The 24,213-nt window shown below is 71.2% G+C and carries 24 protein-coding genes and 1 pseudogene; 23 read left to right on the top strand and 2 right to left on the bottom strand.

Annotated features, from left to right (window positions below; genetic code table 11):
• Positions 1 to 9: 9 nt before the first annotated feature.
• From aroC to ACIQWX_RS34235, 6 genes are all read left to right on the top strand, one after another.
• Entirely contained in the window at positions 10 to 1,197 is a 1,188-nt protein-coding gene (gene aroC, locus ACIQWX_RS34260; protein ID WP_400880174.1) for a chorismate synthase, read from the top strand.
• Entirely contained in the window at positions 1,194 to 1,715 is a 522-nt protein-coding gene (locus ACIQWX_RS34255; protein ID WP_400880171.1) for a shikimate kinase, read from the top strand. The genes aroC and ACIQWX_RS34255 overlap by 4 nt, the downstream gene beginning before the upstream one ends.
• An 8-nt stretch (positions 1,716 to 1,723) precedes the next feature.
• Positions 1,724 to 2,833: a 3-dehydroquinate synthase gene (gene aroB, locus ACIQWX_RS34250; RefSeq protein ID WP_400880169.1), complete on the top strand. Its 1,110-nt coding sequence runs from the start codon at positions 1,724 to 1,726 to the stop codon at positions 2,831 to 2,833.
• The gene (gene aroQ, locus ACIQWX_RS34245) at positions 2,830 to 3,261 is read left to right on the top strand and encodes a type II 3-dehydroquinate dehydratase (RefSeq protein WP_400880166.1); all 432 of its coding nucleotides are present in this window, start codon (positions 2,830 to 2,832) and stop codon (positions 3,259 to 3,261) included. The genes aroB and aroQ overlap by 4 nt, the downstream gene beginning before the upstream one ends.
• The gene (locus ACIQWX_RS34240; protein WP_400880164.1) at positions 3,258 to 4,172 is read left to right on the top strand and encodes a GNAT family N-acetyltransferase; all 915 of its coding nucleotides are present in this window, start codon (positions 3,258 to 3,260) and stop codon (positions 4,170 to 4,172) included. The genes aroQ and ACIQWX_RS34240 overlap by 4 nt, the downstream gene beginning before the upstream one ends.
• A gap of 237 nt (positions 4,173 to 4,409) precedes the next feature.
• Entirely contained in the window at positions 4,410 to 5,891 is a 1,482-nt protein-coding gene (locus ACIQWX_RS34235) for a beta-xylosidase (RefSeq protein WP_400880161.1), read from the top strand.
• 374 nt (positions 5,892 to 6,265) lie between these two features.
• Here the strand turns inward: ACIQWX_RS34235 and ACIQWX_RS34230 are convergent.
• A pseudogene (locus ACIQWX_RS34230) lies at positions 6,266 to 6,694 on the bottom strand (B-4DMT family transporter); the annotation flags it as partial.
• Positions 6,695 to 6,787: 93 nt separating this feature from the next.
• Here ACIQWX_RS34230 and ACIQWX_RS34225 point away from each other — a divergent pair.
• Genes ACIQWX_RS34225 through nusB form a run of 3 tightly spaced genes read left to right on the top strand, consistent with a single transcriptional unit; the run spans position 6,788 to position 8,935 of the window.
• Positions 6,788 to 7,876, top strand: coding sequence for a M24 family metallopeptidase (locus ACIQWX_RS34225; RefSeq protein ID WP_400880159.1), 1,089 nt, complete (start codon positions 6,788 to 6,790; stop codon positions 7,874 to 7,876).
• 40 nt (positions 7,877 to 7,916) lie between these two features.
• Positions 7,917 to 8,480, top strand: a complete 564-nt coding sequence (efp, locus tag ACIQWX_RS34220) for an elongation factor P (RefSeq protein WP_370961382.1) — start codon at positions 7,917 to 7,919, stop codon at positions 8,478 to 8,480.
• Positions 8,480 to 8,935 carry a transcription antitermination factor NusB gene (gene nusB, locus ACIQWX_RS34215; protein ID WP_160703072.1) on the top strand — a complete coding sequence of 152 codons (456 nt, stop codon included), beginning with the start codon at positions 8,480 to 8,482 and terminating at the stop codon, positions 8,933 to 8,935. Before efp ends, nusB begins: the two co-directional genes overlap by 1 nt.
• A gap of 233 nt (positions 8,936 to 9,168) precedes the next feature.
• Here nusB and ACIQWX_RS34210 read toward each other — a convergent pair whose 3' ends face one another.
• Positions 9,169 to 9,657, bottom strand: coding sequence for a transcriptional regulator (locus tag ACIQWX_RS34210; protein ID WP_003096372.1), 489 nt, complete (start codon positions 9,655 to 9,657; stop codon positions 9,169 to 9,171).
• Between the two features lie 248 nt (positions 9,658 to 9,905).
• On the opposite strand from ACIQWX_RS34210, the gene pyrR reads away from it, so the two are divergent.
• From pyrR to metK, 14 genes are all read left to right on the top strand, one after another.
• The gene (gene pyrR, locus ACIQWX_RS34205; protein ID WP_400880155.1) at positions 9,906 to 10,508 is read left to right on the top strand and encodes a bifunctional pyr operon transcriptional regulator/uracil phosphoribosyltransferase PyrR; all 603 of its coding nucleotides are present in this window, start codon (positions 9,906 to 9,908) and stop codon (positions 10,506 to 10,508) included.
• On the top strand, positions 10,505 to 11,437 hold the full coding sequence (locus tag ACIQWX_RS34200; RefSeq protein ID WP_400880152.1) for an aspartate carbamoyltransferase catalytic subunit: 933 nt from the start codon (positions 10,505 to 10,507) through the stop codon (positions 11,435 to 11,437). The genes pyrR and ACIQWX_RS34200 overlap by 4 nt, the downstream gene beginning before the upstream one ends.
• Positions 11,434 to 12,720, top strand: a complete 1,287-nt coding sequence (locus tag ACIQWX_RS34195; protein WP_400880149.1) for a dihydroorotase — start codon at positions 11,434 to 11,436, stop codon at positions 12,718 to 12,720. The genes ACIQWX_RS34200 and ACIQWX_RS34195 overlap by 4 nt, the downstream gene beginning before the upstream one ends.
• Positions 12,720 to 13,214 carry a transporter gene (locus ACIQWX_RS34190; protein ID WP_400880146.1) on the top strand — a complete coding sequence of 165 codons (495 nt, stop codon included), beginning with the start codon at positions 12,720 to 12,722 and terminating at the stop codon, positions 13,212 to 13,214. Before ACIQWX_RS34195 ends, ACIQWX_RS34190 begins: the two co-directional genes overlap by 1 nt.
• Positions 13,211 to 14,332, top strand: coding sequence for a glutamine-hydrolyzing carbamoyl-phosphate synthase small subunit (carA, locus tag ACIQWX_RS34185; protein WP_400880143.1), 1,122 nt, complete (start codon positions 13,211 to 13,213; stop codon positions 14,330 to 14,332). The genes ACIQWX_RS34190 and carA overlap by 4 nt, the downstream gene beginning before the upstream one ends.
• Positions 14,329 to 15,489 carry an AAA family ATPase gene (locus ACIQWX_RS34180; RefSeq protein ID WP_400880136.1) on the top strand — a complete coding sequence of 387 codons (1,161 nt, stop codon included), beginning with the start codon at positions 14,329 to 14,331 and terminating at the stop codon, positions 15,487 to 15,489. Before carA ends, ACIQWX_RS34180 begins: the two co-directional genes overlap by 4 nt.
• A complete protein-coding gene (locus ACIQWX_RS34175) occupies positions 15,486 to 16,097 on the top strand; it encodes a DUF4276 family protein (protein WP_400880133.1) in 612 nt (203 codons plus the stop codon). The genes ACIQWX_RS34180 and ACIQWX_RS34175 overlap by 4 nt, the downstream gene beginning before the upstream one ends.
• Positions 16,097 to 19,411, top strand: coding sequence for a carbamoyl-phosphate synthase large subunit (carB, locus tag ACIQWX_RS34170; protein WP_400880130.1), 3,315 nt, complete (start codon positions 16,097 to 16,099; stop codon positions 19,409 to 19,411). The genes ACIQWX_RS34175 and carB overlap by 1 nt, the downstream gene beginning before the upstream one ends.
• Positions 19,408 to 20,268 carry an orotidine-5'-phosphate decarboxylase gene (gene pyrF, locus ACIQWX_RS34165; RefSeq protein WP_400880127.1) on the top strand — a complete coding sequence of 287 codons (861 nt, stop codon included), beginning with the start codon at positions 19,408 to 19,410 and terminating at the stop codon, positions 20,266 to 20,268. Before carB ends, pyrF begins: the two co-directional genes overlap by 4 nt.
• A 107-nt stretch (positions 20,269 to 20,375) precedes the next feature.
• On the top strand, positions 20,376 to 20,693 hold the full coding sequence (gene mihF, locus ACIQWX_RS34160; RefSeq protein ID WP_013224622.1) for an integration host factor, actinobacterial type: 318 nt from the start codon (positions 20,376 to 20,378) through the stop codon (positions 20,691 to 20,693).
• A complete protein-coding gene (gmk, locus tag ACIQWX_RS34155; protein WP_400880124.1) occupies positions 20,690 to 21,343 on the top strand; it encodes a guanylate kinase in 654 nt (217 codons plus the stop codon). The genes mihF and gmk overlap by 4 nt, the downstream gene beginning before the upstream one ends.
• Positions 21,340 to 21,609 carry a DNA-directed RNA polymerase subunit omega gene (gene rpoZ, locus ACIQWX_RS34150; protein WP_086671175.1) on the top strand — a complete coding sequence of 90 codons (270 nt, stop codon included), beginning with the start codon at positions 21,340 to 21,342 and terminating at the stop codon, positions 21,607 to 21,609. Before gmk ends, rpoZ begins: the two co-directional genes overlap by 4 nt.
• Positions 21,602 to 22,822 (top strand): bifunctional phosphopantothenoylcysteine decarboxylase/phosphopantothenate--cysteine ligase CoaBC, encoded by a 1,221-nt coding sequence (coaBC, locus tag ACIQWX_RS34145; protein ID WP_400880120.1) that lies wholly within the window; start codon positions 21,602 to 21,604, stop codon positions 22,820 to 22,822. The genes rpoZ and coaBC overlap by 8 nt, the downstream gene beginning before the upstream one ends.
• A 93-nt stretch (positions 22,823 to 22,915) precedes the next feature.
• A complete protein-coding gene (gene metK / locus ACIQWX_RS34140; RefSeq protein ID WP_400881428.1) occupies positions 22,916 to 24,118 on the top strand; it encodes a methionine adenosyltransferase in 1,203 nt (400 codons plus the stop codon).
• The last annotated feature ends 95 nt before the right edge of the window (positions 24,119 to 24,213 follow it).

Here is a 24,213-nt window from a genome sequence, read left to right as displayed (position 1 = left end):
ATTGAGCCCATGTTGCGCTGGATCACCGCAGGTGAATCGCACGGACCCGCGCTGGCCGCCGTGCTCGAAGGCATGCCCGCCGGCGTCGGCGTCACCACCGCCGACGTCACCCAGCAGCTCGCCCGCCGCCGCCTCGGCTTCGGGCGCAGCCCGCGGATGGGCTTCGAGACCGACCACATCGACTTCCTCGGCGGCGTCCGCCACGGCCTCACCCAGGGCGGACCCGTCGCGATCCAGATTGAAAACGCCGAGTGGCCCAAGTGGGAGCAGGTCATGGCGGCCGACCCCGTCGACCCGCAGATCCTCGAAGGCCTCGCGCGCAACGAACCGCTCACCCGCCCCCGCCCCGGCCACGCCGACCTGCCCGGCATGCAGAAGTACGGCTTCGACGAGGCCCGCCCCGTCCTCGAGCGCGCCAGCGCCCGCGAGACGGCGTCGCGGACCGCCCTCGGCACCGTCGCGCGCAACTACCTGAAGCAGCTGCTCGGCATCGAGATCCTCAGCCACGTCGTCTCGATCGGCGGCGCGGACGCTCCCGAAGGCCCCCTGCCCACCGCCGAGGACCTCGCCGCCATCGACGAGAGCCCGGTGCGCTCCTTCAGCCAGGAAGGCACCGACGCCATGGTCGCCGAGGTCGACGCCGTGCGGAAGGCGGGCGACACCGTCGGCGGCGTGATCGAGGTCCTCGCCTACGGCCTCCCGCCGGGCCTCGGCTCCCACGTCCACTGGGACCGCCGCCTCGACGCCCGCCTCGCCGGCGCGCTGATGGGCGTCCAGGCCATGAAGGGCGTCGAGGTCGGCGACGGCTTCACCACCGCCCGCCGCTGGGGCAGCCAGGCCCACGACGAAATCGACCGCGGCACCGGCCCGGTCGGCGTCACCCGCCGGTCCAATCGCGCGGGCGGCCTCGAAGGCGGCATCACCAACGGCGAGCCGCTGCGGGTCCGCGTGGCCATGAAGCCGATCTCGACCGTCCCCAAAGCACTGTCCACAGTGGACGTCAAGACCGGCGAACCGGCCGTTGCCATCCACCAGCGGTCGGACGTCTGCGCCGTGCCGCGCGCCGGCGTCGTGCTGGAGTCGGTGGTGGCGCTGATCCTCGCCGACGCCGCGCTCGAGAAGTTCGGCGGCGACTCCCTCGCCGAAAGCAAGCGCAACGCCGAGGCGTACCTGAAGGCCCTCGAGGAGCGCTGGTGAGCCCTCGCGCGGTGGTCGTCGGCCCGCCCGGCTCGGGCAAGAGCACGGTCGGCCCGCTGCTGGCGGCCGCGCTCGGCGTCGAATTCCGCGACAGCGACGACGACATCGTCGCGCGCACCGGGCGCACCATCGCCGACATCTTCGCGGAAGACGGCGAACCCGCGTTCCGCGCGCTGGAAGAAGAAGCGGTCGCGACGGCGCTGGCTGCCCACGACGGCGTGCTGTCGCTCGGCGGCGGCGCCCCGCTCACCCCGGGCACCCGCGCGCGGCTGGCCGAGCACACCGTCGTGTTCCTCAACGTCGGCCTCGCCGCCGGCGTGCAGCGCACCGGCCTGTCGAGTGCGCGGCCCCTGCTGGCCGGGGTGAACCCCCGCGCCACGTTCAAGAAACTGCTCGACGAGCGCGTGCCCGTCTACCGCGAGGTCGCCACCGTCGAGGTCGTCACCGACGACCGGACGCCCGCCGAGATCGTCGCGGACCTCGCCGCGCGGCTCGCCCCCGCCGAAGCCAAGGAGTGATCTTCCCCGTGTCCGATCCGGTGCGCATCCCGGTCGCCACCGCCCATCCCTACGACGTCGTGGTCGGCCGCGGCCTGCTCGGCGACCTCACCGCCCAGCTGGCCGACGCCTCGAAGATCGCGCTGATCCACCCGCCGACGCTGACCACCACGGCCGAGGCCATCCGCGAGGAGCTGATCGCCGCCGGGCTCGACGCGCACCGCGTCGAAATCCCCGACGCCGAGGACGGCAAGGCGCTCACCGTCGCGAGCTTCTGCTGGGAGGTGCTCGGCCGGATCGGGCTGGACCGGCGCGGGGTCGTCGTCGGGCTCGGCGGCGGCGCCGTCACCGACCTCGCCGGGTTCGTCGCGGGCACGTGGATGCGCGGGGTCCGGCTGATCAACGTGCCGACGACGCTGCTCGGCATGGTCGACGCCGCGGTCGGCGGCAAGACCGGCATCAACACCGACGCGGGCAAGAACCTCGTCGGGGTGTTCCACGAGCCGAGCGCGGTGTTCGTCGACCTCGCGACGCTGGAGACGCTGCCGCCGAACGAGCTCGTCGCCGGGATGGCCGAAGTCGTGAAGACGGGCTTCATCGCCGACCCTCGCATCCTCGAGCTGATCGAAGCCGACCCGGCCGCCGCGCTCGACCCGGCCGGCGACGTGCTGGGCGAGCTGGTCCGCCGGTCGATCCAGGTCAAGGCCGACGTCGTCGCCGCCGACCTGCGCGAGTCGGACCTGCGCGAAATCCTCAACTACGGCCACACGCTCGGCCACGCCATCGAGCGCCGCGAGCGGTACCGGTGGCGCCACGGTGCGGCGGTGAGCGTCGGGCTGGTGTTCGCCGCCGAGCTGGCGCGCCTGGCCGGCCGCCTCGACGACGCGACGGCCGAACGCCACGCGGCCGTGCTGAAGCTGCTCGGCCTGCCGACGACGTACGACGCCGACGCGCTGCCGCAGCTGCTGGAAACCATGAAGGGCGACAAGAAAACCCGCTCGGGAGTGCTGCGGTTCGTCGTCCTCGACGGCCTCGGCAAACCCGGCCGGCTCGAAGGTCCGGACCCGTCGCTGCTCGCGGCCGCGTACTCGGCGATCGCCGCCGACGCCCCGAAGAGTGGCGGGAGCGTGCTGCTGTGAAGGCGTTCGTGCTCAACGGGCCCAACCTCGGCCGGCTCGGCAAGCGCGAGCCGTCGGTGTACGGCTCGACCACCCACGCCGACCTCGCGGCGCTGTGCGTCAAGACGGGGGAGGAGCTGGGCATCGAGGTCGAGGTCCGGCAGACCGACCACGAAGGCGAGATGGTCGGCTGGCTGCACGAAGCCGCCGACGGCGGCCACCCGGTGGTGCTCAACGCCGGCGCGTGGACGCACTATTCGATCGCGGTGCGCGACGCCGCGGCGCAGCTTTCGGCGCCGCTGATCGAGCTGCACATCACGAACGTGCACAAGCGGGAGGCGTTCCGGCACCACAGCGTGCTGTCGGACATCGCGACCGCGGTGATCGCCGGCCTGGGCGTCGACGGCTACCCGCTCGCCCTGCGGTGGCTCGCCGAGCACCCGGAATGACGCTCCCGACGCTGACGACGGCGCGCCTGACGCTGCGCCGGCTGGTCGAGGCCGACCGCGAAGCCGTCGTGAAGGTGTTCTCCGACCCGGAGATGAGCCGGTTCTTCGCGGCGGACTTCTCGGACCCGGCCGCGGCGAACGCGATGGTCGACCGCCGCCTGTCCTACCGGGGTCCGGCGGGGCAGGGCCACTGGGCGATCGAGCGCGACGGCGAGGTGATCGGCGTCGCGCACCTGCGGTCGTCGTCGGAGCTGCCGGGCGGAGTGGCCGAGCTGGGCTACTACATCGCGAGCGCGCACGCGGGCCAGGGGTTGGCGACCGAGGCGGCCGGCGCGGTGCTCGACCACGGCCTCGACGCGCTCGGCCTCCCGGCGGTCTGGGCCCTGGTGCACGAAAACAACACGGCGAGCCGCAAAGTGGCCGGGCGCTTGGGTTTCCTCGACGTGGGCAGCGGCGTCCACTACGGCGACCTGCACCGGGTTCTGGTGGCGTTGGCGCCGGTGGCCGGGCGGCCGCACCACATCGAGCTGTGGGTGCCGGATCTGACGGAGGCGGAGCGAAGCTGGGGCTGGCTGCTGGCGGAGCTGGGCTGGCGCGAGTACCAGCGCTGGCCGGCGGGGATCAGCTGGCGCCGCGGCGGAACGTACGTGGTGGTCGAGCAGTCCCCGGCGATCAGCGCACCGGGTCACGAGCGCACCAGGCCGGGGCTGAACCACTTGGCGCTCCACGTGGCAACGCGCGCCGAGGTGGACGAGCTGGCCGAGCGAGCGGGGGACCACGGCTGGCGCCCGATGTTCGCCGACCGCTACCCGTATGCGGGCGGCGAGCAGCACTACGCGGCGTACCTCGAGAACGAGGCCGGCTTCGAGGTGGAGCTGGTCGCGCTCGAAGGCCCACCGGCGACGAGCTGACCCTCACCGGCCTCGCGACCGAGGTCCGGTTTTCGAGTCTGCCGCGGCTCGTCGTGAGTGGGAAACAGTGTTCTAACCCTGTTTCCCACTCACGACCGTCTGACCGGCGCCTTTCCGGAAACCCTTGCCCCGCCCGCGATCTTGCGCACGACCAGGGGACCGTCGACCAGGTGTGGCGTCACCCGATCGATTCAGCTCTCGCTACACTCCGGTGTCGTGCGCCCGTCTTGTCGTGCCTTGCTCGCCAGTGTTCTGGCCGGGCTGCTCGTCGCGGGGTGCACCGAGGGTTACGCCCAGCCGCAAGCCGCGGGGGACAAGCCCGCCATCGCCGGGGGGAAGACCGAGGCCAAACCCCGGCCCGTCGACGTCAAGCTCGCTTCGGGTGACCCCCGGCAGAGTGGTGGCGTGATCGCCGCCGGTGGGGCGGACGCCGTCTACAACTACGGGCCGTCGGTCATGCTCGACCGCGGGCAGACCCGGATGTGGTGGTGCAGCCAGTACGGCGGCGCCGGACCCGCCGGCGACGACATCCTCTACGCCCAGGCCCAGTCGATCGACGGGCCGTTCGCCGGGCCCGGGGGCGGGATCCCGGCCGCCGTCTTCTCCGGGGCACCCGGGCAGTTCGACGGCATGCACACCTGCGACCCGTCCGTCCTGCGCGTCGGCACGACCTACTACCTCTACTACACCGGCGCGGCGGGCGACCACGCGCTCGGCAACGCCGTCGGGCTCGCCACCAGCCCGGACGGCGTGCACTGGACCCGCGCCGCGGGCGGGAAGCCGATCCTCGGGCCGTCGCACGACGTGCACCGCGCCAACGTCTACGGCGCCGGCCAGCCCTCGGCCGTCTACCTCGACGGCTGGTTCTACCTGATGTTCACCGACACCACCGGCCGCGCCGCGGCGTGGAACGGCGCCGGGCAGTTCGTGCTCCGGTCGCGCGATCCCGCGTTCGGCTCGGGGGTCCAGGCGCTCGACGTCGGCGGGTTCGTGCCGGTCGCGACGACGTCGGCGCCGCGGAGCCGTTCGGTCGTCGAAGGGTTCAGCGCCGACCTGATGTGGGTGGGCGCGCTCGACGCGTTCGTCATCGCGCACGAGACCGACACCGGGACCACGCTGACGTTCTGGACCGCCGACTTCACCGAGAACCCGTACCGGCCGGTGGTCGTCCCGGGCCCGTGGAAGGAAGGGCCGGGGCTGGTGCGCCGCGCGGACGGGCACGCGCCGCTGTCGTCGGCCGCGCCGTGCGACCGGGTGCCGCTCGACGTCGTGCGCGCGACCGTCATCGGCTCCGCCGGGGCGCCGACCGACCTGCGCCACTACGGGCTCGACCTGCTGGACAGCCAGGCCTGCGCGAGCCCGGCCCGGCTGGCCGCGACGTTCGACGGCGTGACGATGCCCTCGCCCGACCGCACGATGGACCTGGTCCGCGCAGGAGAGCGAATCCGGGTGGACCGGCGCGGGGTCGCGGCGGCCCTGGCGGGCGAGCTGCTGGAGAAGGAGCCGCGCGAGGTGGCGGCGCTCCCGGTGGCGACGCGGCTGCGCTCGGGCGCGGAGGCGGTCCAGTCACCGGGCCGCGGGCTCGCGCTGGTCCTCGACGACCGCCGCCTGTGGTGGGTACCGGACGCCGCGATCCTCGCCGGCAACGGTTCGGCGGCCCGCCCGGTGACGGACGCCCAGTGGGACGGCACCCCGCAAGGCCCCTCGCTGGTCGGCTGAGCGGGCACGGCCACCGGCGCCCCGCGCGGCCACCGCGCTGAGCGCCTGGAGCAGTGCTGGGCGCGGGGTTTCTCTTTGCGTGGGTGGGTCTGCGGAGACGGCGCGGGGCGCCACGCTGAACACCCGGAGCAGTGCTAGGCGCGGGGTTTCTCGCTGCGAGGCCGGATCCGGGGAGACGGCCGGGGTGCGAGTCCTTCGCCGGCCGTCCGGACCCGGGGGTGCGGCCGGGTAACGGGCTCATCGTCCAGCACCCGGGGCTGCGGCCGGGTGACGGGCTCCTCGTCCGCGGCCTGGCGCGGCCGGGTGGCGCCCTGCTCGTCGGCGGCCCGGCGTGGCCGGGTCGCCGGGCGTTCTTCGTCCGCGGTGCGAGCCCGGCGGCGCGGCCGCGGTGAAGGCGAAGGCGAAGGCGCCTCCTCCGAAGCTTCGTCCTCATCCACCGGCCGGGTCCGCCCGATCCGCCCGCCCACGAACAGGCCGAGCCCCGCGGGGATCAGCACCAGCAGCGCCGAGAACGCCGCCCCGCCCGTCAACGCGCCACCCAGCTCCGAGACGCCCGTCTGGTCGACGAACACCGCCCGTCCGATGACATACAGGATTCCCGACACCACGCCCGCCACCAGCGCCGCGATGAACCACGCGCGGCCGCGGTCCGGGAGCCCGCGCCAGCCGTCCAGTGCGCTCCACAGCGCCGCCGCGCCGACCAGGACCGCCAACGCCACCGACGTCATCAGCGTCTGGTCCGTCGGGTGGTACACGGCGTACTTGGCCAGCAGCGTCAGCGCCACGCCGTGCAGCAGCGCCATGCCGAGTCCGCGGATCACCCAAGCGCTCATCCTGCGGAGTGTAGGCCAGGTTACTGACGAGTTGCCCACTCAGCGCCCACTAGGCTGGAGCCCGTGCCTGAAACCCATGGACGACGCCGGGCGGCGCTGCGCGGGCTTCTGACCGAAGCCGGCCTGGACGCGCTGCTGGTCACCGATCTGCTCAACATCCGCTACCTCACCGGGTTCACCGGGTCGAACGCCGCCGTGCTGCTGCACGCCGGGGGCGACGCCAAGACGCTCTTCTGCACCGACGGCCGCTACACGACCCAGTCGGCCGCCGAGGTGCCCGACCTCGACACGGTCGTCGACCGGGCCAGCGCCGCCGCCCTCGTCGCCAAGGCCGCGAAGGACGCCAAGACCTACGGCCGCGTCGGCTTCGAAAGCCAGCACATCAGCGTCGAAGAGTACGAGGCGCTGCGAGAACGAGTGGCCCTCGAGCGGTCCCCGGGCCTGGTCGAGCGACTGCGCCTGGTCAAGGACGAAGCCGAGGTCGACGCGCTGCGCCAGGCGTGCGCCGCCGCCGACCGGGCGCTCGACGACCTGCTCGCCGCCGGGGGCCTCCGGCCCGGCCGCACCGAGCTGGAAATCGCCCGTGACCTGGAGAACCGGATGCTGGAGCACGGCTCGAGCCAGCCCAGCTTCGCCTCCATCATCGCGGCCGGCGCGCACTCCGCCATCCCGCACCACCAGCCGACGCACGCCGAGCTCAAGCGCGGCGACTTCGTCAAGATGGACTTCGGCGCCACCGTCGACGGCTACCACTCCGACATGACCCGCACCTTCGTCCTCGGCGAGCCCGCGGATTGGCAGCGCGAGGTGTACGACCTCGTCCACACCGCCCAGGCGGCCGGGGTCGACGCCGTCGTGCCGGGCGCCGAGGTGTCCGATGTGGACGCCGCGGCGCGGAAGGTGATCGCCGACGCGGGCCACGGCGAGCACTTCGCCCACGGCCTCGGACACGGCGTCGGCCTGCAGATCCACGAGGCACCGAGCTTCGCCGCGACGGGCGTCGGTACACTGTCCGCCGGTATGGCGGTCACCGTCGAGCCCGGCGTCTACCTCGCGGGGCGCGGTGGCGTGCGCATCGAGGACACGCTCGTCGTGCGGGCCGGGGAGCCCGAACTCCTCACCCTGAGCACCAAGAACCTCGTGGTCGTCTGACAGCGGCCCCGAACCCGAACACACAGGAGACTGCAAGCTCGTGGCCACGACCAACGACCTGAAGAACGGGCTCGTCCTCAACCTCGAGGGCCAGCTGTGGACCGTCACCGCGTTCCAGCACGTCAAGCCGGGCAAGGGCGGCGCGTTCGTGCGCACGACCCTGAAGCACGTGCTCACCGGCAAGGTGGTCGACAAGACGTTCAACGCGGGCACGAAGGTCGAGACGGCCACGGTGGACCGCCGGAACATGACCTACCTGTACAAGGACGGCCAGGACTTCGTGTTCATGGACGGCGACACCTACGACCAGATCACCGTGCTGGCCGCGGTCGTCGGCGACAACGCCAACTACATGCTCGAGAACACCGAGGTCCAGGTCGCGGTGCACGAGAACGAGGCGCTCTACGTCGAGCTCCCGACCTCGGTCGAGATCATCATCCAGCACACCGACCCGGGCCTGCAGGGCGACCGTTCGACCGGCGGCACCAAGCCGGCGACGCTGGAGACCGGCGCGGAGATCCAGGTCCCGCTGTTCCTGTCCACCGGCGAGAAGATCAAGGTCGACACCCGCGACGGCCGTTACCTGGGCCGCGTCTCCAGCTGATGCCGACGTCGAAACCCCACCCGAACCGCGGCGGCGCGATCAGCCGCAGGCAGGCGCGCCGCCGCGCGGTGGAAATGCTGTACGAGGCCGCGCAGCGCGACACCGACGCGGTGACGCTGCTGGCCGACCGGGTCGGCGCGACGGAGGTCGACCCGATCGCGGACTACACGATCAGCCTGGTCGAGGGCGTCACGGGCCGGAAGGCGCAGATCGACGAGCTGCTGGCCGAGCACGCGCAGGGCTGGACCCTGGAGCGGATGCCGAAGGTCGACCTCGCGGTGCTGCGGGTCGGGGTCTACGAGCTGCTCTGGGCCGAGGACGTGCCGGACCCGGTCGCGATCGACGAGGCCGTCGGCCTCGCGAAGGAACTGTCCACGGACGACTCGCCGCGGTTCGTCAACGGCGTGCTGGGCCGCATCGGCACGATCGCCGACCGCCTCCGCGCCGTTCTGTAGAGCCCGCCTGGCCCCCCGGTCAGGCGTTTCCGGTCAGGTGACCACGACCGGGGTCCGGGGCTTGCCCCGGGCGGGGTGTGGGGGCTGCGCCCCCACAAGACACGGCGGAGAGAGGTTCGGCTCGCGCTCTCCGCGAGCAGGGCTCGCCCCCGAACGAGCCCCCCGACGAAGTCAGTGAGCGTCTCCGGTGCCCCACCGGGAACGCTCACTGCGTCGGTTTCGCGCACCCGCGATCAGTCCTCCTTGGAAGGACGCGCCTCCGGCGGCAGGACGCCCCAGTCGATGAGCTGCTCGGTCAGCTCGCCCGGGGTCATGTCGTAGATGATCGCCAGGGACCGCAGGTCCTCGGTGCGGATCGAGAGCACCTTGCCGTTGTAGTCGCCGCGCTGGCTCTGGATCGTCGCCGCGTAGCGGGCCAGCGGGCCCACCTTCTCGGCCGGCAGCTGCTGCAGGCGCTCGAGGTTGATGACGATCTTGGTGGCGGGCTCGGCACCGGACGGGACCCGGCCCTCGGGCAGCAGCTCGACCACCGGCACACCGTAGAAGTCGGCCAGCTCGGCCAGCTTCTGCACGGTGACGGCACGGTCGCCACGCTCGTACGAGCCGACGACGACGGCCTTCCAGCGCCCACCGGACTTCTGCTCGACCCCGTGCAGGGACAGGCCCTGCTGCTGGCGGATCCCGCGGAGCTTGGCCCCGAGCGCCTTGGCGTAATCGCCCATCTGGTCGTTCTCCGTTCTCCACCCCCTCCCGGTCGGGGTGACCGGTCCAGGGGACTCTTCGAGTCGAATACTCAGAGTAATGGTTACGCATTGTTGTCACCAGGTCAAGCGCGAGCTTGCCGCGAATCACGCCACACCACCCGGAAGACTGAGCAAAGTGCCTGCTACTGTCGGTGCGAAAGCCCCGACCAGCAGGGGAACAGACGTCCTTTAAGGACCCGTCCGGTGAGGCGGGGAAGGAGTCCGAAGTGTCGTCACGTCCGCGTGGCGCGGCTGGTTCGGCCGGGGAGCGCGAGCTCCTGACGGCCGGCGATGTCGCGCGCACGATCGCCCGAATGGCCCATCAGGTCATCGAAAAGACCGCGAACGGTGCGGAAAGCACTACCCCGCCCGTGTTGCTCGGGATCCCGTCCCGCGGCACCCCGCTCGCCGTCCGGCTGGCCGACAAGATCGGCGAGTTCTCCGGGGTCCGCCCGCCCACCGGCGCCCTCGACGTCACCCTCTACCGGGACGACCTCCGCCGCCGCCCGCCGCGCGCGCTCGAGCAGACGCAGCTGCCCACCGACGGCATCGACGACCGGGTGGTGATCCTGGTCGACGACGTGCTCTTCTCCGGCCGGACGATCCGGGCCGCGCTCGATGCCCTCCGTGATCACGGCCGCCCCCGTGCGGTGCAGCTGGCCGTGCTGGTCGACCGCGGTCACCGGGAGCTGCCGATCCGCGCCGACTACGTCGGCAAGAACGTCCCGACCGCGCGCACCGAGGGCGTGTCCGTCCTGCTGGCCGAGATCGACGGCCGCGACGCGGTCCTGCTGCGCCCATCGGACACTGCTGCTGGAGAGGACTCGTGAAGCACCTGCTCGCCACCGACGGCCTGGACCCGGCGGTCGCCACGGCCGTGCTCGACACCGCCGACGAGCTGAAGCACACGCTGCTCGGCCGCGAGGTCAAGAAGCTGCCGACGCTGCGCGGCCGCACGGTCATCACCCTGTTCTACGAGAACTCGACGCGCACGCGGGTGTCGTTCGAGATCGCCGGGAAGTGGATGAGCGCCGACGTGATCAACGTCTCCGCGTCCAGCTCCTCGGTCAACAAGGGCGAATCCCTGCGCGACACGGCCCTGACGCTGGCCGCCGCGGGCGCCGACTGCGTGATCGTCCGGCACCCCGCCAGCGGCGCCGCCCAGCGGCTCTCGGAGTGGCTGGCCGAGCCCGGCACGTCCGTGGTCAACGCCGGCGACGGCACCCACGAGCACCCGACGCAGGCGCTGCTCGACGCGGCCACGCTGCGGGAGCGCCTCGGCTCGCTGAAGGACCGCCGGGTCGCGATCGTCGGGGACGTCCTGCACAGCCGGGTCGCCCGCTCGAACATCCACCTGCTCTCGGCGCTCGGCGCGGAGGTGGTGCTGGTCGCGCCGCCGACGTTGTTGCCCTACGGCGTCGAGAGCCTGCCGGTCACCGTCTCGCACGACCTCGACGCCGAGCTGCCCGCGGTCGACGCGGTGATGATGCTGCGGGTCCAGGCGGAACGCATGCACGGCGGGTTCTTCCCGTCCGCCCGCGAGTACTCGATCGCCTACGGCCTCTCGGAAAAGCGGCAGAAGCTGCTGCCGGACCACGCGGTCGTCCTGCACCCCGGCCCGATGCTGCGCGGGATGGAGATCGCGAGCGCGGTCGCCGACTCCCCGGCCTCGGCCATCACCGAACAGGTCCGCAACGGCGTCCACGTGCGCATGGCGGTCCTCTACCACCTCCTGGCCAGCGAAGGAGCCGCCGCGTGACCACCGTGATCAAGGGCGCCCGCCCGTACGGCGAAGGCGACCCCGTCGACGTCCTGGTCGAGGACGGCGTGATCACCGCGATCGGCGCCGTCGACGCACCCGAAGACGCCGAAGTCATCGAAGCCGCCGGTCAGGTGCTGCTGCCGGGCTTCGTGGACCTGCACACCCACCTGCGCGAACCCGGCCGCGAAGACACCGAGACGGTCGACTCCGGCTCGGCCGCCGCGGCGCTCGGCGGCTACACCGCGGTGTTCGCCATGGCCAACACGAGCCCGGTCGCCGACAACGCCGTGGTCGTCGACCACGTCTGGCGGCGCGGGCTGGAGGTCGGCCTGGTCGACGTGCACCCGGTCGGCGCGGTCACCGTCGGGCTCAAGGGCGAGAAGCTCGCCGAGCTGGGCACCATGGCGAACGCCCAGGCCCGGGTGACAGTGTTCTCCGACGACGGCCTCTGCGTCGCCGACCCGCTGCTCATGCGCCGCGCGCTGGAGTACTCGACCGCGCTCGACGTCGTCATCGCGCAGCACGCCGAGGAGCCGCGGCTGACCGTCGGCGCCCAGGCCCACGAGGGCGAGCGCGCGGCCCGGCTCGGCTACACCGGCTGGCCCGCCGCGGCGGAAGAGTCCATCGTGGCCCGCGACTGCCTGCTGGCGCTGCACGCGAACGCGCGGCTGCACGTCTGCCACGTCTCGACGTCGGGCACGGCGGACGTCCTGCGCTGGGCGAAGGACCGCGGCACGAAGGTGTCGGCCGAGGTCACGCCGCACCACCTGCTGCTCACCGACGAGCGCCTGGCCACCTACGACCCGGTCAACAAGGTGAACCCGCCGCTGCGCACCGAGTCCGACGCCGAAAAGCTGCGGGCGGCGCTGGCCGAGGGCGTCATCGACTGCGTCGCCACCGACCACGCGCCGCACGCCGTGCAGGACAAGGACACCGAGTGGACCGCGGCCCGGCCGGGCATGCTCGGGCTCCAGACGGCCCTTTCGATCGTCGCCGAGACGATGGTCCGCACCGGGCTGCTCGACTGGCGCGGCGTCGCCCGCGTCATGAGCGAGCGGCCGGCCGAGATCGGCAACCTGGCCGACCAGGGCCGTCCCATCGAGGTCGGCGAGCCGGCGAACCTGGCGCTCGTCGACCCCGACGCCGAGTGGACGGTCCGGGGCGCCGAGCTGGCCAGCATCGCGGCCAACACCCCGTACGAGGGAATGCGGCTGCCCGGCGTGGTGACCGCCACGCTGCTGCGCGGGCGGGTCACCGCCCGGGACGGGAAGATCTGCTGATGGAACGCCTTTGGCTGGTGCTGGCGATCGTCGCCTTCTTCCTGCTCTGCCTGTGGGGCATGTACGTCGGCTGGCGGCGCAAGTCCCGCTCGCAGAGCGTGCGGGTGCCGCCGTTCCCGGAGATCCCCTCGGAGCCGGGTGACGTCCTGCTGGAGTCCACCGGCGTCTACGTCGCCACGACGTTCGCGGGAGAGTGGCAGAACCGGGTCGTCACCCGCGGCGCGGGACTGCGGACTTCCGCTTCCTGGCGGCTGCACGACGGCGGGATCGCGGTCGAACGCGGGGGAGCGCCCGACTTCTGGATCCCGCGCGAGGCCGTCACCGGCGTCCGGCGCGACTCGAAGATCGCCGGGAAGGTGATGGGCACGGACGCGTTGCTCGTCCTCACCTGGCGCGCCGGTGAGACCGAGGTCGACACGGGCTTCCGCGGCGACGACCTCGACGACTATCCACAGTGGATCGAACAGCTCAAGATCAAGGGAGGTGCCCAGTGAACGCGCGCGCTCAGGCCGCACTGGTACTCGAAGACGGCCGGGTGTTCCGCGGCGCTGCCTACGGCGCGCAGGGGCGAACCCTCGGCGAGGCGGTGTTCTGCACCGGCATGACCGGTTACCAGGAGACGCTGACGGACCCGTCCTACCACGGGCAGATCGTGGTGCAGACCGCGCCGCAGATCGGCAACACCGGCTGGAACGACGAGGACGACGAGTCCTCGAAGATCTGGGTCAACGGCTACGTGGTCCGCGACCCCGCGCGCACACCGTCCAACTGGCGCTCCCGCCGGACCCTGGACGAAGAATTGGTGCGCCAGGGGATCGTGGGCATCGCCGAGGTGGACACCCGGTCGCTGACTCGTCACCTGCGCGAGGTCGGCGCGATGCGCGCCGGCGTCTTCTCCGGCGACGCGCTGGGCACGGTCGACGAGATGGTCGCTTCGGTGCTGGAGAGCCCGCAGATGGAGGGTGCCGACCTGGCCGGCCAGGTCACGACGCCTCAGCCGTACGTGGTCTCGCCTTCCGGTGAAGTGCGTTTCCGCGTGGTCGCGCTGGACCTGGGCATCAAGTCGAACACCCCGCGGCAGATGGTCAAGCGGGGCATCGAGGTGCACGTGCTGCCCTCTTCTGCTTCCCTGGACGACGTGCTGGCGGTCGAGCCGGACGGGGTGTTCCTGTCGAACGGCCCGGGCGACCCGGCCACGACGACGCACGCCACCGAGCTGACCAAGCAGGTCCTCGGCCGCGAGATCCCGCTGTTCGGCATCTGCTTCGGCAACCAGGTCCTGGGCCGCGCTTTGGGTCTGGGCACGTACAAGATGCGCTACGGCCACCGCGGCATCAACATCCCGGTGATCGACGTGGCCACCAAGTCAGTGGCGATCACGGCGCAGAACCACGGTTTCGCCCTGGAAGGCGAGCCGGGGCAACGCTTCGAGTCCCCGTTCGGCGCGGCCCAGGTCAGCCACTACTGCGCCAACGACGGCGCGGTCGAAGGCCTGCGGGCGTTCGACGTCCCGGCGTTCTCGGTCCAGTACCACCCCGAAGCCGCGGCCGGCCCCCACGACGCGGCCCCCCTGTTCGACGATTTCGTTTCGCTCATGGAGAAGCGGTCGTGACCCTCACGACCGGCATCGAGCGGCTCCGGATCCGGAACTTCCGGGTACTCCGGGACGTCGAGCTGGACGGTTTGACGCCGGTGACGGCGTTGATCGGGCCGAATGGGAGCGGGAAGTCCACGGTGTTCGAAGCCTTAAACTTCCTCTCCGAGTCATTCCGGATCGGGTTGCGCGCAGCGTGGGACCAGCGTGGCGGTGCCGCCGACATCATCACCCACGGCGCCGAGAGTCCTGTCGAAATCGAGGTGACCTGCCGTGTCGAAGGTGCGGTGGGGGAGTACCGACTCGTCATCGACGACGAGGATGACGGGCCGGTGATTGCCGAGGAGAAGCTGACCTGGCAGCCAGCGGGCGCTGATGCCCCCTCCGAAGCTCTGGAGTTCCGAGGTGGGATGGGGACGGTTGCCGGTCTGGGCGCCGTCGGGGAGCAGGTCTCATTGGCCGGCCCAGACTTGCTCGGCGTAAGCGTGGTCAGTCAACTCGCCACCGCGGCCGAGGTTGGCAAGTTCCACCGATTCATAGCTGAGATCGGGCTCTCGGACCTGAATCTCGATGCGATGCGCAACGGCGCGAAGGACGACAAGCCTTCCCGGCTCAAACCGGATGGCCGGAACGTGGGCGCCATTGTCCGGCGCCTCCGCGATGGTGTTCCACGCGAGTGGCAAGTCATCAGGGCTTCTCTGCGCAAGTACGTCCCGGGATTCGAAGACATCGAACCGTTCCGACAGGGCAACGGCGCCTGGATCGTCAGGCTGCGCGAGCAGGGCAAGGAAGACCTCATCACCCCGGAGAACATCTCCGACGGCACGCTGCTGCTGCTGGGCTATCTGGTGGCCCTGCGCACGAACACCTCGGTGCTCCTCATCGAGGAGCCGGAGAACCAGGTCCACCCGCGGCTCCACTATTCGCTCGCCGAAGACGCGCGCGGGGCTCGCGCCGACCAGGTCATCATCGCGACCCACGCGCCTCGCTTCGTCGACGCGTTGCGGCCGGACGAGGTCTGGACGTTCGCCCGGGACAACGACGGGTACGCCGAGACCAAACGGGCTTCCGACGAAGCGGCGGTCGTCCGCATGGTCGAGTCCGGCGGAGCGCTCGGCGACCTGTGGACCGAGGGATACTTCCGGTTCGGTGACCCGCTCGAGGAGCGCCCGTGACCGTGCTGGCTCCCTGTCGCCTCGAAGTGCTCGTCGAGGAACCATCCGCGGAAGAGGCGTTGAGGACCCTTCTGCCGAAGATCGTTCCTGGCGTCGAATTCCAGATCGTCCCCTTCAACGGCAAGACCGATCTGCTGCGCAAGCTGCCCGTCCGGCTCCGGGACTACACGCACTACTGGGCCGAGATGGGCCTGCGGATCGTTGTCCTGCTGGATCGGGACAACGACGACTGCGCCGAACTCAAGCGCCGTCTCGTCGAGATCGCGCACGAAGCAGGACTGCCCGCCGAAGCGACACTGTTCCGCATCGTGATCGAAGAGCTCGAGGCTTGGTTCCTCGGCGACGTGCCCGCGCTGCACGCGGCCTACCCGAAGGTGCCTCCGAGCTTGGGAAGCCAGACCAAGTTCCGCGACCCGGAGAACGTTCCCGGCGGCACTTGGGAAGGTCTGGAGCACGTGCTGCAGAAGCACGGCTACCACAAGAAGGGCCTCCAGAAGGTCCGGGCGGCGAGCGAGATCGCGCCCCACATGGACATCGAGAACAACCGATCCAAAAGCTTTCAGGTCTTCCGCGACGGCTTGCGGCGCCTGGTGAAAGAAGGTAACTGATGCCGAAGAGGACGGACATCCAGCACGTGCTGGTGATCGGCTCCGGGCCGATCGTGATCGGGCAGGCCGCGGAGTTCGACTACTCCGGTACCCAGGCCTGCCGGGTGCTGCGCAGCGAAGGCCTGCGCGTCTCCCTGGTGAACTCGAACCCGGCCACCATCATGACCGACCCCGAGTTCGCCGACGCCACCTACATCGAGCCGGTGACCCCCGACTTCGTCGAGAAGGTCATCGCGGCGGAACGCCCCGACGCCATCCTCGCGACCCTCGGCGGGCAGACCGCGCTCAACTGCGCCGTCGCGCTGCACGAGCGTGGCGTGCTCGACAAGTACGGCGTCGAGCTGATCGGGGCCGACATCGACGCCATCCAGCGCGGGGAAGACCGGCAGAAGTTCAAGGACATCGTCCGCACCATCGGCGCCGACGTCCCGCGCAGCCGCGTCTGCCACGACATGGACGAGGTCCGCGACACCGTCAAGGACCTGGGCCTGCCGGTCGTCATCCGGCCGTCCTTCACCATGGGCGGGCTCGGGTCCGGCATGGCGCACACGCCCGAAGACCTCGAACGCCTCGCCTCCACCGGGCTCACCGAGTCTCCCGTCACCGAGGTGCTCATCGAGGAGAGCGTGCTCGGCTGGAAGGAGTACGAGCTCGAGCTGATGCGCGACAAGCACGACAACGTCGTGGTCGTCTGCTCGATCGAGAACGTCGACGCGATGGGCGTGCACACCGGCGACTCGGTCACCGTCGCACCGACCATGACCCTCACCGACCGCGAGTACCAGGTGATGCGGGACGTCGGCATCGCCGTGCTGCGCGAGGTCGGCGTCGACACCGGCGGCTGCAACATCCAGTTCGCGATCAACCCGGCCGACGGCCGGATGGTCGTCATCGAGATGAACCCGCGCGTGTCCCGAAGCAGCGCTCTGGCGTCCAAGGCCACCGGCTTCCCGATCGCCAAGATCGCCGCGAAGCTCGCCATCGGCTACACCCTCGACGAGATCCAGAACGACATCACCGGCGAGACGCCGGCCGCGTTCGAGCCCACTTTGGACTACGTCGTCGTCAAGATGCCGCGGTTCGCCTTCGAGAAGTTCCCGGGCGCGGACCCGACGCTGACCACGACGATGAAGAGCGTCGGTGAGGCGATGTCGTTCGGCCGCAGCTTCCCCGAGGCGCTCGGCAAGGTGATGCGGTCGATCGAGACCAAGGCGACCGGGTTCTGGACGCTGCCGGACCCCGAGGGTGCGACCGTCGAGTCCACTTTGGACTCGCTGCGCACCGCGCACGAAGGCCGGCTGTACGAAGTGGAACTGGCGCTGCGCCTCGGCGCCAGCGTCGAGCAGGTGCACGAAGCCTCCGGCATCGACCCGTGGTTCGTCGACCAGATCGCCCTCATCGGCGAGGTCGGCGCCGAGGTCCGCGACGCGCCGGTGCTCAACGAGGACCTGCTGCGCCGCGCCAAGCGCACCGGCCTCTCGGACCGCCAGATCGCCGCGCTGCGGCCGGAACTGGCGGGCGAGGACGGCGTCCGCGCGTTGCGCCACCGCCTCGGCGTGCGGCCGGTGTTCAAGACCGTCGACACCTGCGCGGCCGAGTTCGCCGCCAAGACGCCGTACCACTACTCGGCCTACGAGTCGGACCCCGACGCCCAGTCCGAAGTGGCCGTCCAGAGTGACAAGCCGAAGGTGCTCATCCTCGGCTCCGGCCCGAACCGGATCGGCCAGGGCATCGAGTTCGACTACTCCTGCGTGCACGCGGCGATCGCGTTGCGGGAGGCCGGGTTCGAGGCCGTCATGGTCAACTGCAACCCGGAAACCGTGTCCACCGACTACGACACGTCCGACCGGCTGTACTTCGAGCCGCTGTCCTTCGAGGACGTCCTCGAAGTCGTGCACGCCGAGCAGGCGTCCGGCACGGTCGCCGGCGTCATCGTCCAGCTCGGCGGCCAGACCCCGCTGGGCCTGGCCAAGCGCCTGGCCGACGCCGGTGTCCCGGTGGTCGGGACGCCGCCGGAGGCCATCCACCTGGCCGAGGACCGCGGCGCGTTCGGCGAGGTGCTCACCGACGCCGGCCTCCCCGCGCCGCGCTACGGCACGGCGACGTCCTTCGAGGGCGCCAAGCGGATCGCCGACGAGATCGGCTACCCGGTCCTCGTCCGGCCGTCCTACGTCCTCGGCGGGCGCGGCATGGAGATCGTCTACGACGAGGAGACCCTGGCCGGCTACATCGGCCGCGCCACGGAGATCACCCCCGAGCACCCGGTGCTCGTGGACCGCTTCCTCGACGACGCCATCGAAATCGACGTCGACGCGCTGTTCGACGGCGAGGAGCTCTACCTCGGCGGCGTCATGGAGCACATCGAGGAGGCCGGGATCCACTCCGGCGACTCCTCCTGCGCGCTGCCGCCGATCACCCTCGGCCACACGGACCTGCAGGCCGTCCGCCGCTCCACCGAGGCGATCGCGCGGGGCGTCGGCGTGCGTGGGCTCCTGAACGTCCAGTACGCGCTCAAGGACGACGTCCTGTACGTCCTGGAGGCCAACCCGCGCGCGTCGCGGACGGTGCCGTTCGTGTCCAAGGCGACGGCCGTGCCGCTGGCCAAGGCCGCCGCGCTGATCATGACCGGCTCGACGATCAAGGACCTGCGCGAGAGCGGCGTCCTGCCGGCCGAGGGCGACGGCGGGCGGATGCCGGCCGACTCGCCGGTCGCGGTCAAGGAAGCGGTCCTGCCCTTCCACCGCTTCCGCACGCCGGAGGGCCACGGCGTGGATTCCTTGCTGGGCCCGGAGATGAAGTCCACCGGCGAGGTGATGGGCGTCGACGTCGACTTCGGCAAGGCGTTCGCCAAGTCGCAGAGCGGCGCGTACGGCTCGCTGCCGACGTCCGGGCGCGTGTTCGTCTCGGTCGCCAACCGCGACAAGCGCTCGCTGGTGTTCCCGGTGAAGCGCCTGGCTGACCTCGGGTTCGAGATCCTCGCCACGTCCGGCACCGCGGAAGTGCTGCGCCGCAACGGAGTCGCGTGCACCGTGGTGCGCAAGCACTACGAAGGTTCGACCGAAGCCGAGCCGAACATCGTGGACGTCATCCTGAACGGCGACGTCGACATGGTGATCAACACCCCTTACGGGAACAGCGGTCCGCGCGTCGACGGCTACGAAATCCGCACCGCCGCGGTGTCGCGGGACATCCCGTGCGTGACGACCGTGCAGGGCGCCGCGGCGGCCGTGCACGGCATCGAAGCGCTGATCCGGGGCGACATCGGGGTCAAGTCGCTGCAGGAGCTCCAGGCGGCCCTGAAGGCGCAGTCGTGAGCACGAGGGAGCGGTTCGGGGCGCGGCTGGCCAAGGCCGTCGCGGCCCGGGGCCCGCTGTGCGCCGGGATCGACCCCCACCCGGGCCTGATCGAGGCGTGGGGCCTCCCGGTGGACGCTTCGGGCCTGGAACGGTTCGCGCTGTCCGCCACGGAGGTCCTGGCGGCCCGCGCGGCGGTCGTGAAGCCGCAGTCGGCGTTCTTCGAAAGTTTCGGAGCGGCCGGCGTCCGCGTGCTGGAGCGGGTCGTCGAGACGGCCCGCGACGCGGGCGCGCTGGTGCTGCTGGACGTCAAGCGCGGCGACATCGGCTCGACGATGGCGGCGTACACGGCCGCATACGTGGCCGACGGGGCGGCGATCGCGGCCGACGCGATCACCGTTTCGCCGTACCTCGGGTTCGGCTCTTTGGCCCAATGCGCCGAAACGGCGGTCTCCGCGGGGCGCGGCATCTTCGTGCTTGCGCGGACTTCCAACCCGGAAGCGGCCGCGGTGCAGAACGCGAAGCTGCCCGACGGGCGCACGGTGGGGCAGTCGATCGTCGATTCCGCGGCGGCGCTCAACGCATCCGCGGCACCGCTCGGCGATGTGGGCGTCGTCGTCGGGGCCACCGTCGCGCCGGGAGAGCTGGATCTTTCCGGGCTGAACGGCCCGGTGCTGGCCCCCGGTTTCGGGGCCCAGGGAGCCACTGTGGCCGATTTGAAGGCCCTCTTTAGCACTGCAGCCGGGCCCGGACTGCCGGGTGTCCTGCCCGCGTCGTCCCGGGACATCCTGAAGCACGGTCCGGAGCAAGCGGCTTTGCGCCAAGCGGTCGAACGGGTCGCCGAACTGCTGGCCGACCCGCAGGAAAACGGCCAATAGCAGGGCCCGGAACCGGGTCCCACCAGGCACCCCCGCATTGTGGCCGGTGCTCACGGGTGGGTACCGTCGCGTCACCCACCCAGATTTGAGAACTACCGGAGGAAAACGTGGCACTTCCCCAGCTGACAGAGGAACAGCGCGCTGCGGCGCTGGAGAAGGCCGCCGCCGCTCGCAAGATCCGTGCTGAGCTGAAGGAGCGGCTGAAGCGGGGCGGTACCACTCTGGTCGACGTGCTGAAGCAGGCCGAGGAGAACGAAGTCCTCGGCAAGATGAAGGTTTCGGCTCTGCTCGAGGCCCTCCCGGGCGTCGGCAAGGTCCGCGCGCAGCAGACCATGGAACGACTGGAGATCGCCCCCAGCCGTCGCCTTCGCGGCCTCGGCGACCGGCAGCGCAAGGCGCTGCTGGCCGAGTTCAGCGGCGAGTGAACGGCGCCGGTCGTGACTACCCGGTGAACCCGGGCGCCGACCGCGGCAGTGAGCCGGTGGCGGGGGACATCCCCCGGCACCGGCTCACCGTCGTATCGGGGCCTTCGGGGGTCGGGAAGTCGAGCGTGGTGGGCGAGCTGCGGAAGCTGGAGCCCGACGTCTGGTTCAGCGTCTCGGTCACCACGCGCGAGGCACGCCCCGGTGAGGTCGAAGGGGCGCACTACCACTTCGTCGACCGGGCGGAGTTCGACGCCATGGTCGCCGACGGCAGGCTGCTCGAGTGGGCCGAGTTCGCGGGCAACCGCTACGGCACCCCGCGCGAGCCCGTCGAGAAGGCCCTCGCCGAGGGCCGCCCGGCCGTCCTGGAGATCGAGCTGCAGGGCGCCCGCCAGGTCCGCGCGGCGATGCCGGAGGCCCGGCTGGTGATGCTGATGCCGCCGTCGTGGGAAGAACTGGTCGGCAGGCTCACCGGGCGTGGTACCGAAAGCGAGGCCGCGGTGCAGGCCCGGCTGGCCGAAGCGGAGCGCGAGCTGGCGGCGGCGGGGGAGTTCGACCACCGCCTCGTCAACGCCGACGTGCGGGAGGCCGCCGAGCACTTGCTAAACTTGATTACTGATCAGTCTTCCGACGAATCGGAGCACCACGCGTGACCAGCCAGATCGCTTTGACCGAAGAACTCGAGGGCATCACCAACCCCCCGATCGACGACCTGCTCGAAAAGGTCAGCTCGAAGTACGCGCTGGTGATCTACTCGGCCAAGCGCGCCCGCCAGATCAACGACTACTACGCCCAGCTGGGCGAGGGCCTGCTGGAGTACGTCGGCCCGCTCGTCGAGCCGGGTCCGCGCGAGAAGCCGCTCTCGATCGCGCTGCGCGAGATCCACGGCGGCCTGCTCGAGCACACCGAGGGTGAGTAAACCCCGCGTCGTCCTGGGCGTGGGCGGCGGCATCGCCGCCTACAAGGCCTGTGAGGTCCTGCGCGGCCTGACCGAGTCCGGTCACGACGTCCGCGTGGTCCCCACGGAAGCCGCGCTGAACTTCGTCGGCGCGGCCACCTTCGAAGCCCTCTCCGGGCACCCGGTGCACACGGGCGTGTTCACCGAGGTGCCGGAGGTCCAGCACGTCCGCGTCGGCAAGGAAGCCGATCTCGTCCTGGTCGTCCCGGCCACGGCGAACCTGCTCGCCAAGGCCGCCCACGGCCTCGCCGACGACCTGCTGACGAACACCCTGCTCACCGCCCGGTGCCCGGTCGCCTTCTTCCCGGCGATGCACACGGAGATGTGGGAGCACCCCGCGACCCGCGACAACGTGGCCATGCTGCGTTCGCGCGGCGCGATCGTCACCGAACCCGATTCGGGCCGGCTGACCGGCGTCGACACCGGCAAGGGCCGCCTCGCGAACCCCGCCGAGATCGTCGACCTGGCGCGGCTGCTGCTGGCCCGCCCCGACGCCCTCCCGCGCGACCTCGAAGGCGTCCGCGTCGTCGTGTCCGCCGGCGGGACGCGCGAGCCGCTCGACCCGGTCCGCTACCTCGGCAACCGCTCGTCCGGCAAGCAGGGCTACGCGCTGGCCCGCGTCGCCGCCCAGCGCGGCGCCGAGGTCACCCTGGTCACCGCGCACACCGTCGCGCTGCCGGACCCGGCGGGCGCGACCGTCTCGCACGTCTCGACGGCGGAGGAGCTGCGGCAGGCGGTGCACGCCGCGTCCGAGAGCGCCGACGTCGTCGTGATGGCGGCCGCCGTCGCCGACTTCCGGCCGGCGAACCGGGCCGACCACAAGATCAAGAAGTCGGACGACCAGCCGGACCCGGTGATCACGCTCGACCGCAATGCCGACATCCTCGCGGAACTGGTGCGGAACCGGCGGCCCGGTCAGGTCGTCGTGGGATTCGCCGCGGAAACCGGCGACGAGCACGGCGACGTCCTCGACCACGCCCGCGTCAAGCTCAAGCGCAAGGGCGCGGATCTGCTGGTCGTGAACGCCGTCGGCGACGGAAAGGCGTTCGGCACGGAGGACAATTCGGGCTGGCTGCTCGGGTCCGACGGCACGGAAATCCCCATACCCCTCGGCGCGAAGGCTGAACTGGCGTCCACTCTGTGGGACGCTGTTGTGAGCTTCATGAAGCGTTGACCGTCCCCCGAGCGATAGTCAGTACGCTTGCACAGGTAAGGGGTGCCTAACTTTCGGGGCATCCGACGACAAGGTGAGGAAGTGACGGCCACCGTGACCGCGTCTAGCAGCAGATTGTTCACCTCGGAGTCGGTGACCGAAGGGCACCCCGACAAGATTTGCGACGCCATCAGCGACTCGATCCTCGACGGCCTGCTGTCGAAGGACCCCCGTAGCCGCGTCGCGGTCGAGACCCTGATCACCACCGGCCAGGTGCACGTCGCCGGCGAGGTGACCACGGAGGCGTACGCCGACATCCCCACGATCGTCCGCGACGTCATCCTGAAGATCGGCTACGACTCCTCGGCCAAGGGCTTCGACGGCAACTCCTGCGGCGTCAACGTCGCGATCGGCTCCCAGTCGGCCGACATCGCCCAGGGCGTCGACACCGCCTACGAGTCGCGGGTCGAGTCCGACGACGACGAGATCAACCGCCAGGGCGCCGGCGACCAGGGCCTGATGTTCGGCTACGCCTGCTCGGACACCCCCGAGCTGATGCCGCTGCCGATCGCGCTCGCCCACCGGCTGTCGAAGCGGCTGACCGCGGTCCGCAAGGACGGCGTGCTGCCGTACCTGCGCCCGGACGGCAAGACCCAGGTCACCATCGAGTACGCCGGCGACCAGCCGGTCCGGCTCGACACGGTCGTCGTGTCCTCGCAGCACGCCGACGGCATCGACCTCGACCGGATGCTCAGCGTCGACGTCAAGGAGCACGTCGTCGGCCCCGAGCTCGAGGGTCTGGGCATCGACACCTCCGGCGCGCGGCTGCTGGTCAACCCGACCGGCCGGTTCGTCATCGGCGGCCCGATGGGCGACGCCGGCCTGACCGGCCGCAAGATCATCGTCGACACCTACGGCGGCATGGCCCGCCACGGCGGCGGCGCGTTCTCCGGCAAGGACCCGTCCAAGGTCGACCGGTCCGCCGCGTACGCGATGCGCTGGGTGGCCAAGAACGTCGTCGCCGCGGGCCTGGCCCAGCGGACCGAGGTCCAGGTCGCGTACGCGATCGGCAAGGCGGCCCCGGTGGGCCTGTTCGTCGAGACGTTCGGGACCGAGACGGTCGACCCGTCGAAGATCCAGCAGGCCATCACCGAGGTCTTCGACCTGCGGCCGGCGGCGATCATCCGCGACCTCGACCTGCTGCGCCCGATCTACGCCCCGACGGCGGCCTACGGCCACTTCGGCCGTCCCGAGCTGGGCCTCCCGTGGGAGAGCACGGCCCGCGCCGAGGCGCTGAAGGCCGCGGCCGGCGCCTGATCCACGCGGGCTGAAGGGCACCTTCGTCGCATCTGATGCGAGGAAGGTGCCCTTCAGCGCGTCGGATGCACTGAAGGTGCCTTTCAGCCCGTTCG

The organism is Amycolatopsis sp. NPDC098790 (assembly GCF_044759945.1).
Classification (GTDB): domain Bacteria; phylum Actinomycetota; class Actinomycetes; order Mycobacteriales; family Pseudonocardiaceae; genus Amycolatopsis.
Note: the sequence above shows the minus strand (reverse complement) of the source record. Positions and strands in the feature narration are given on the sequence as shown.

Coding starts and splice junctions, on each gene's coding strand:
- aroC (WP_400880174.1), top strand. CDS start 10: ATGTTGCGCTGGATCACCGCAGGTGAATCGCACGGACCCGCGCTGGCC.
- ACIQWX_RS34240 (WP_400880164.1), top strand. CDS start 3,258: ATGACGCTCCCGACGCTGACGACGGCGCGCCTGACGCTGCGCCGGCTG.
- nusB (WP_160703072.1), top strand. CDS start 8,480: ATGCCGACGTCGAAACCCCACCCGAACCGCGGCGGCGCGATCAGCCGC.
- ACIQWX_RS34210 (WP_003096372.1), bottom strand. CDS start 9,657: ATGGGCGATTACGCCAAGGCGCTCGGGGCCAAGCTCCGCGGGATCCGC.
- ACIQWX_RS34190 (WP_400880146.1), top strand. CDS start 12,720: ATGGAACGCCTTTGGCTGGTGCTGGCGATCGTCGCCTTCTTCCTGCTC.
- carB (WP_400880130.1), top strand. CDS start 16,097: ATGCCGAAGAGGACGGACATCCAGCACGTGCTGGTGATCGGCTCCGGG.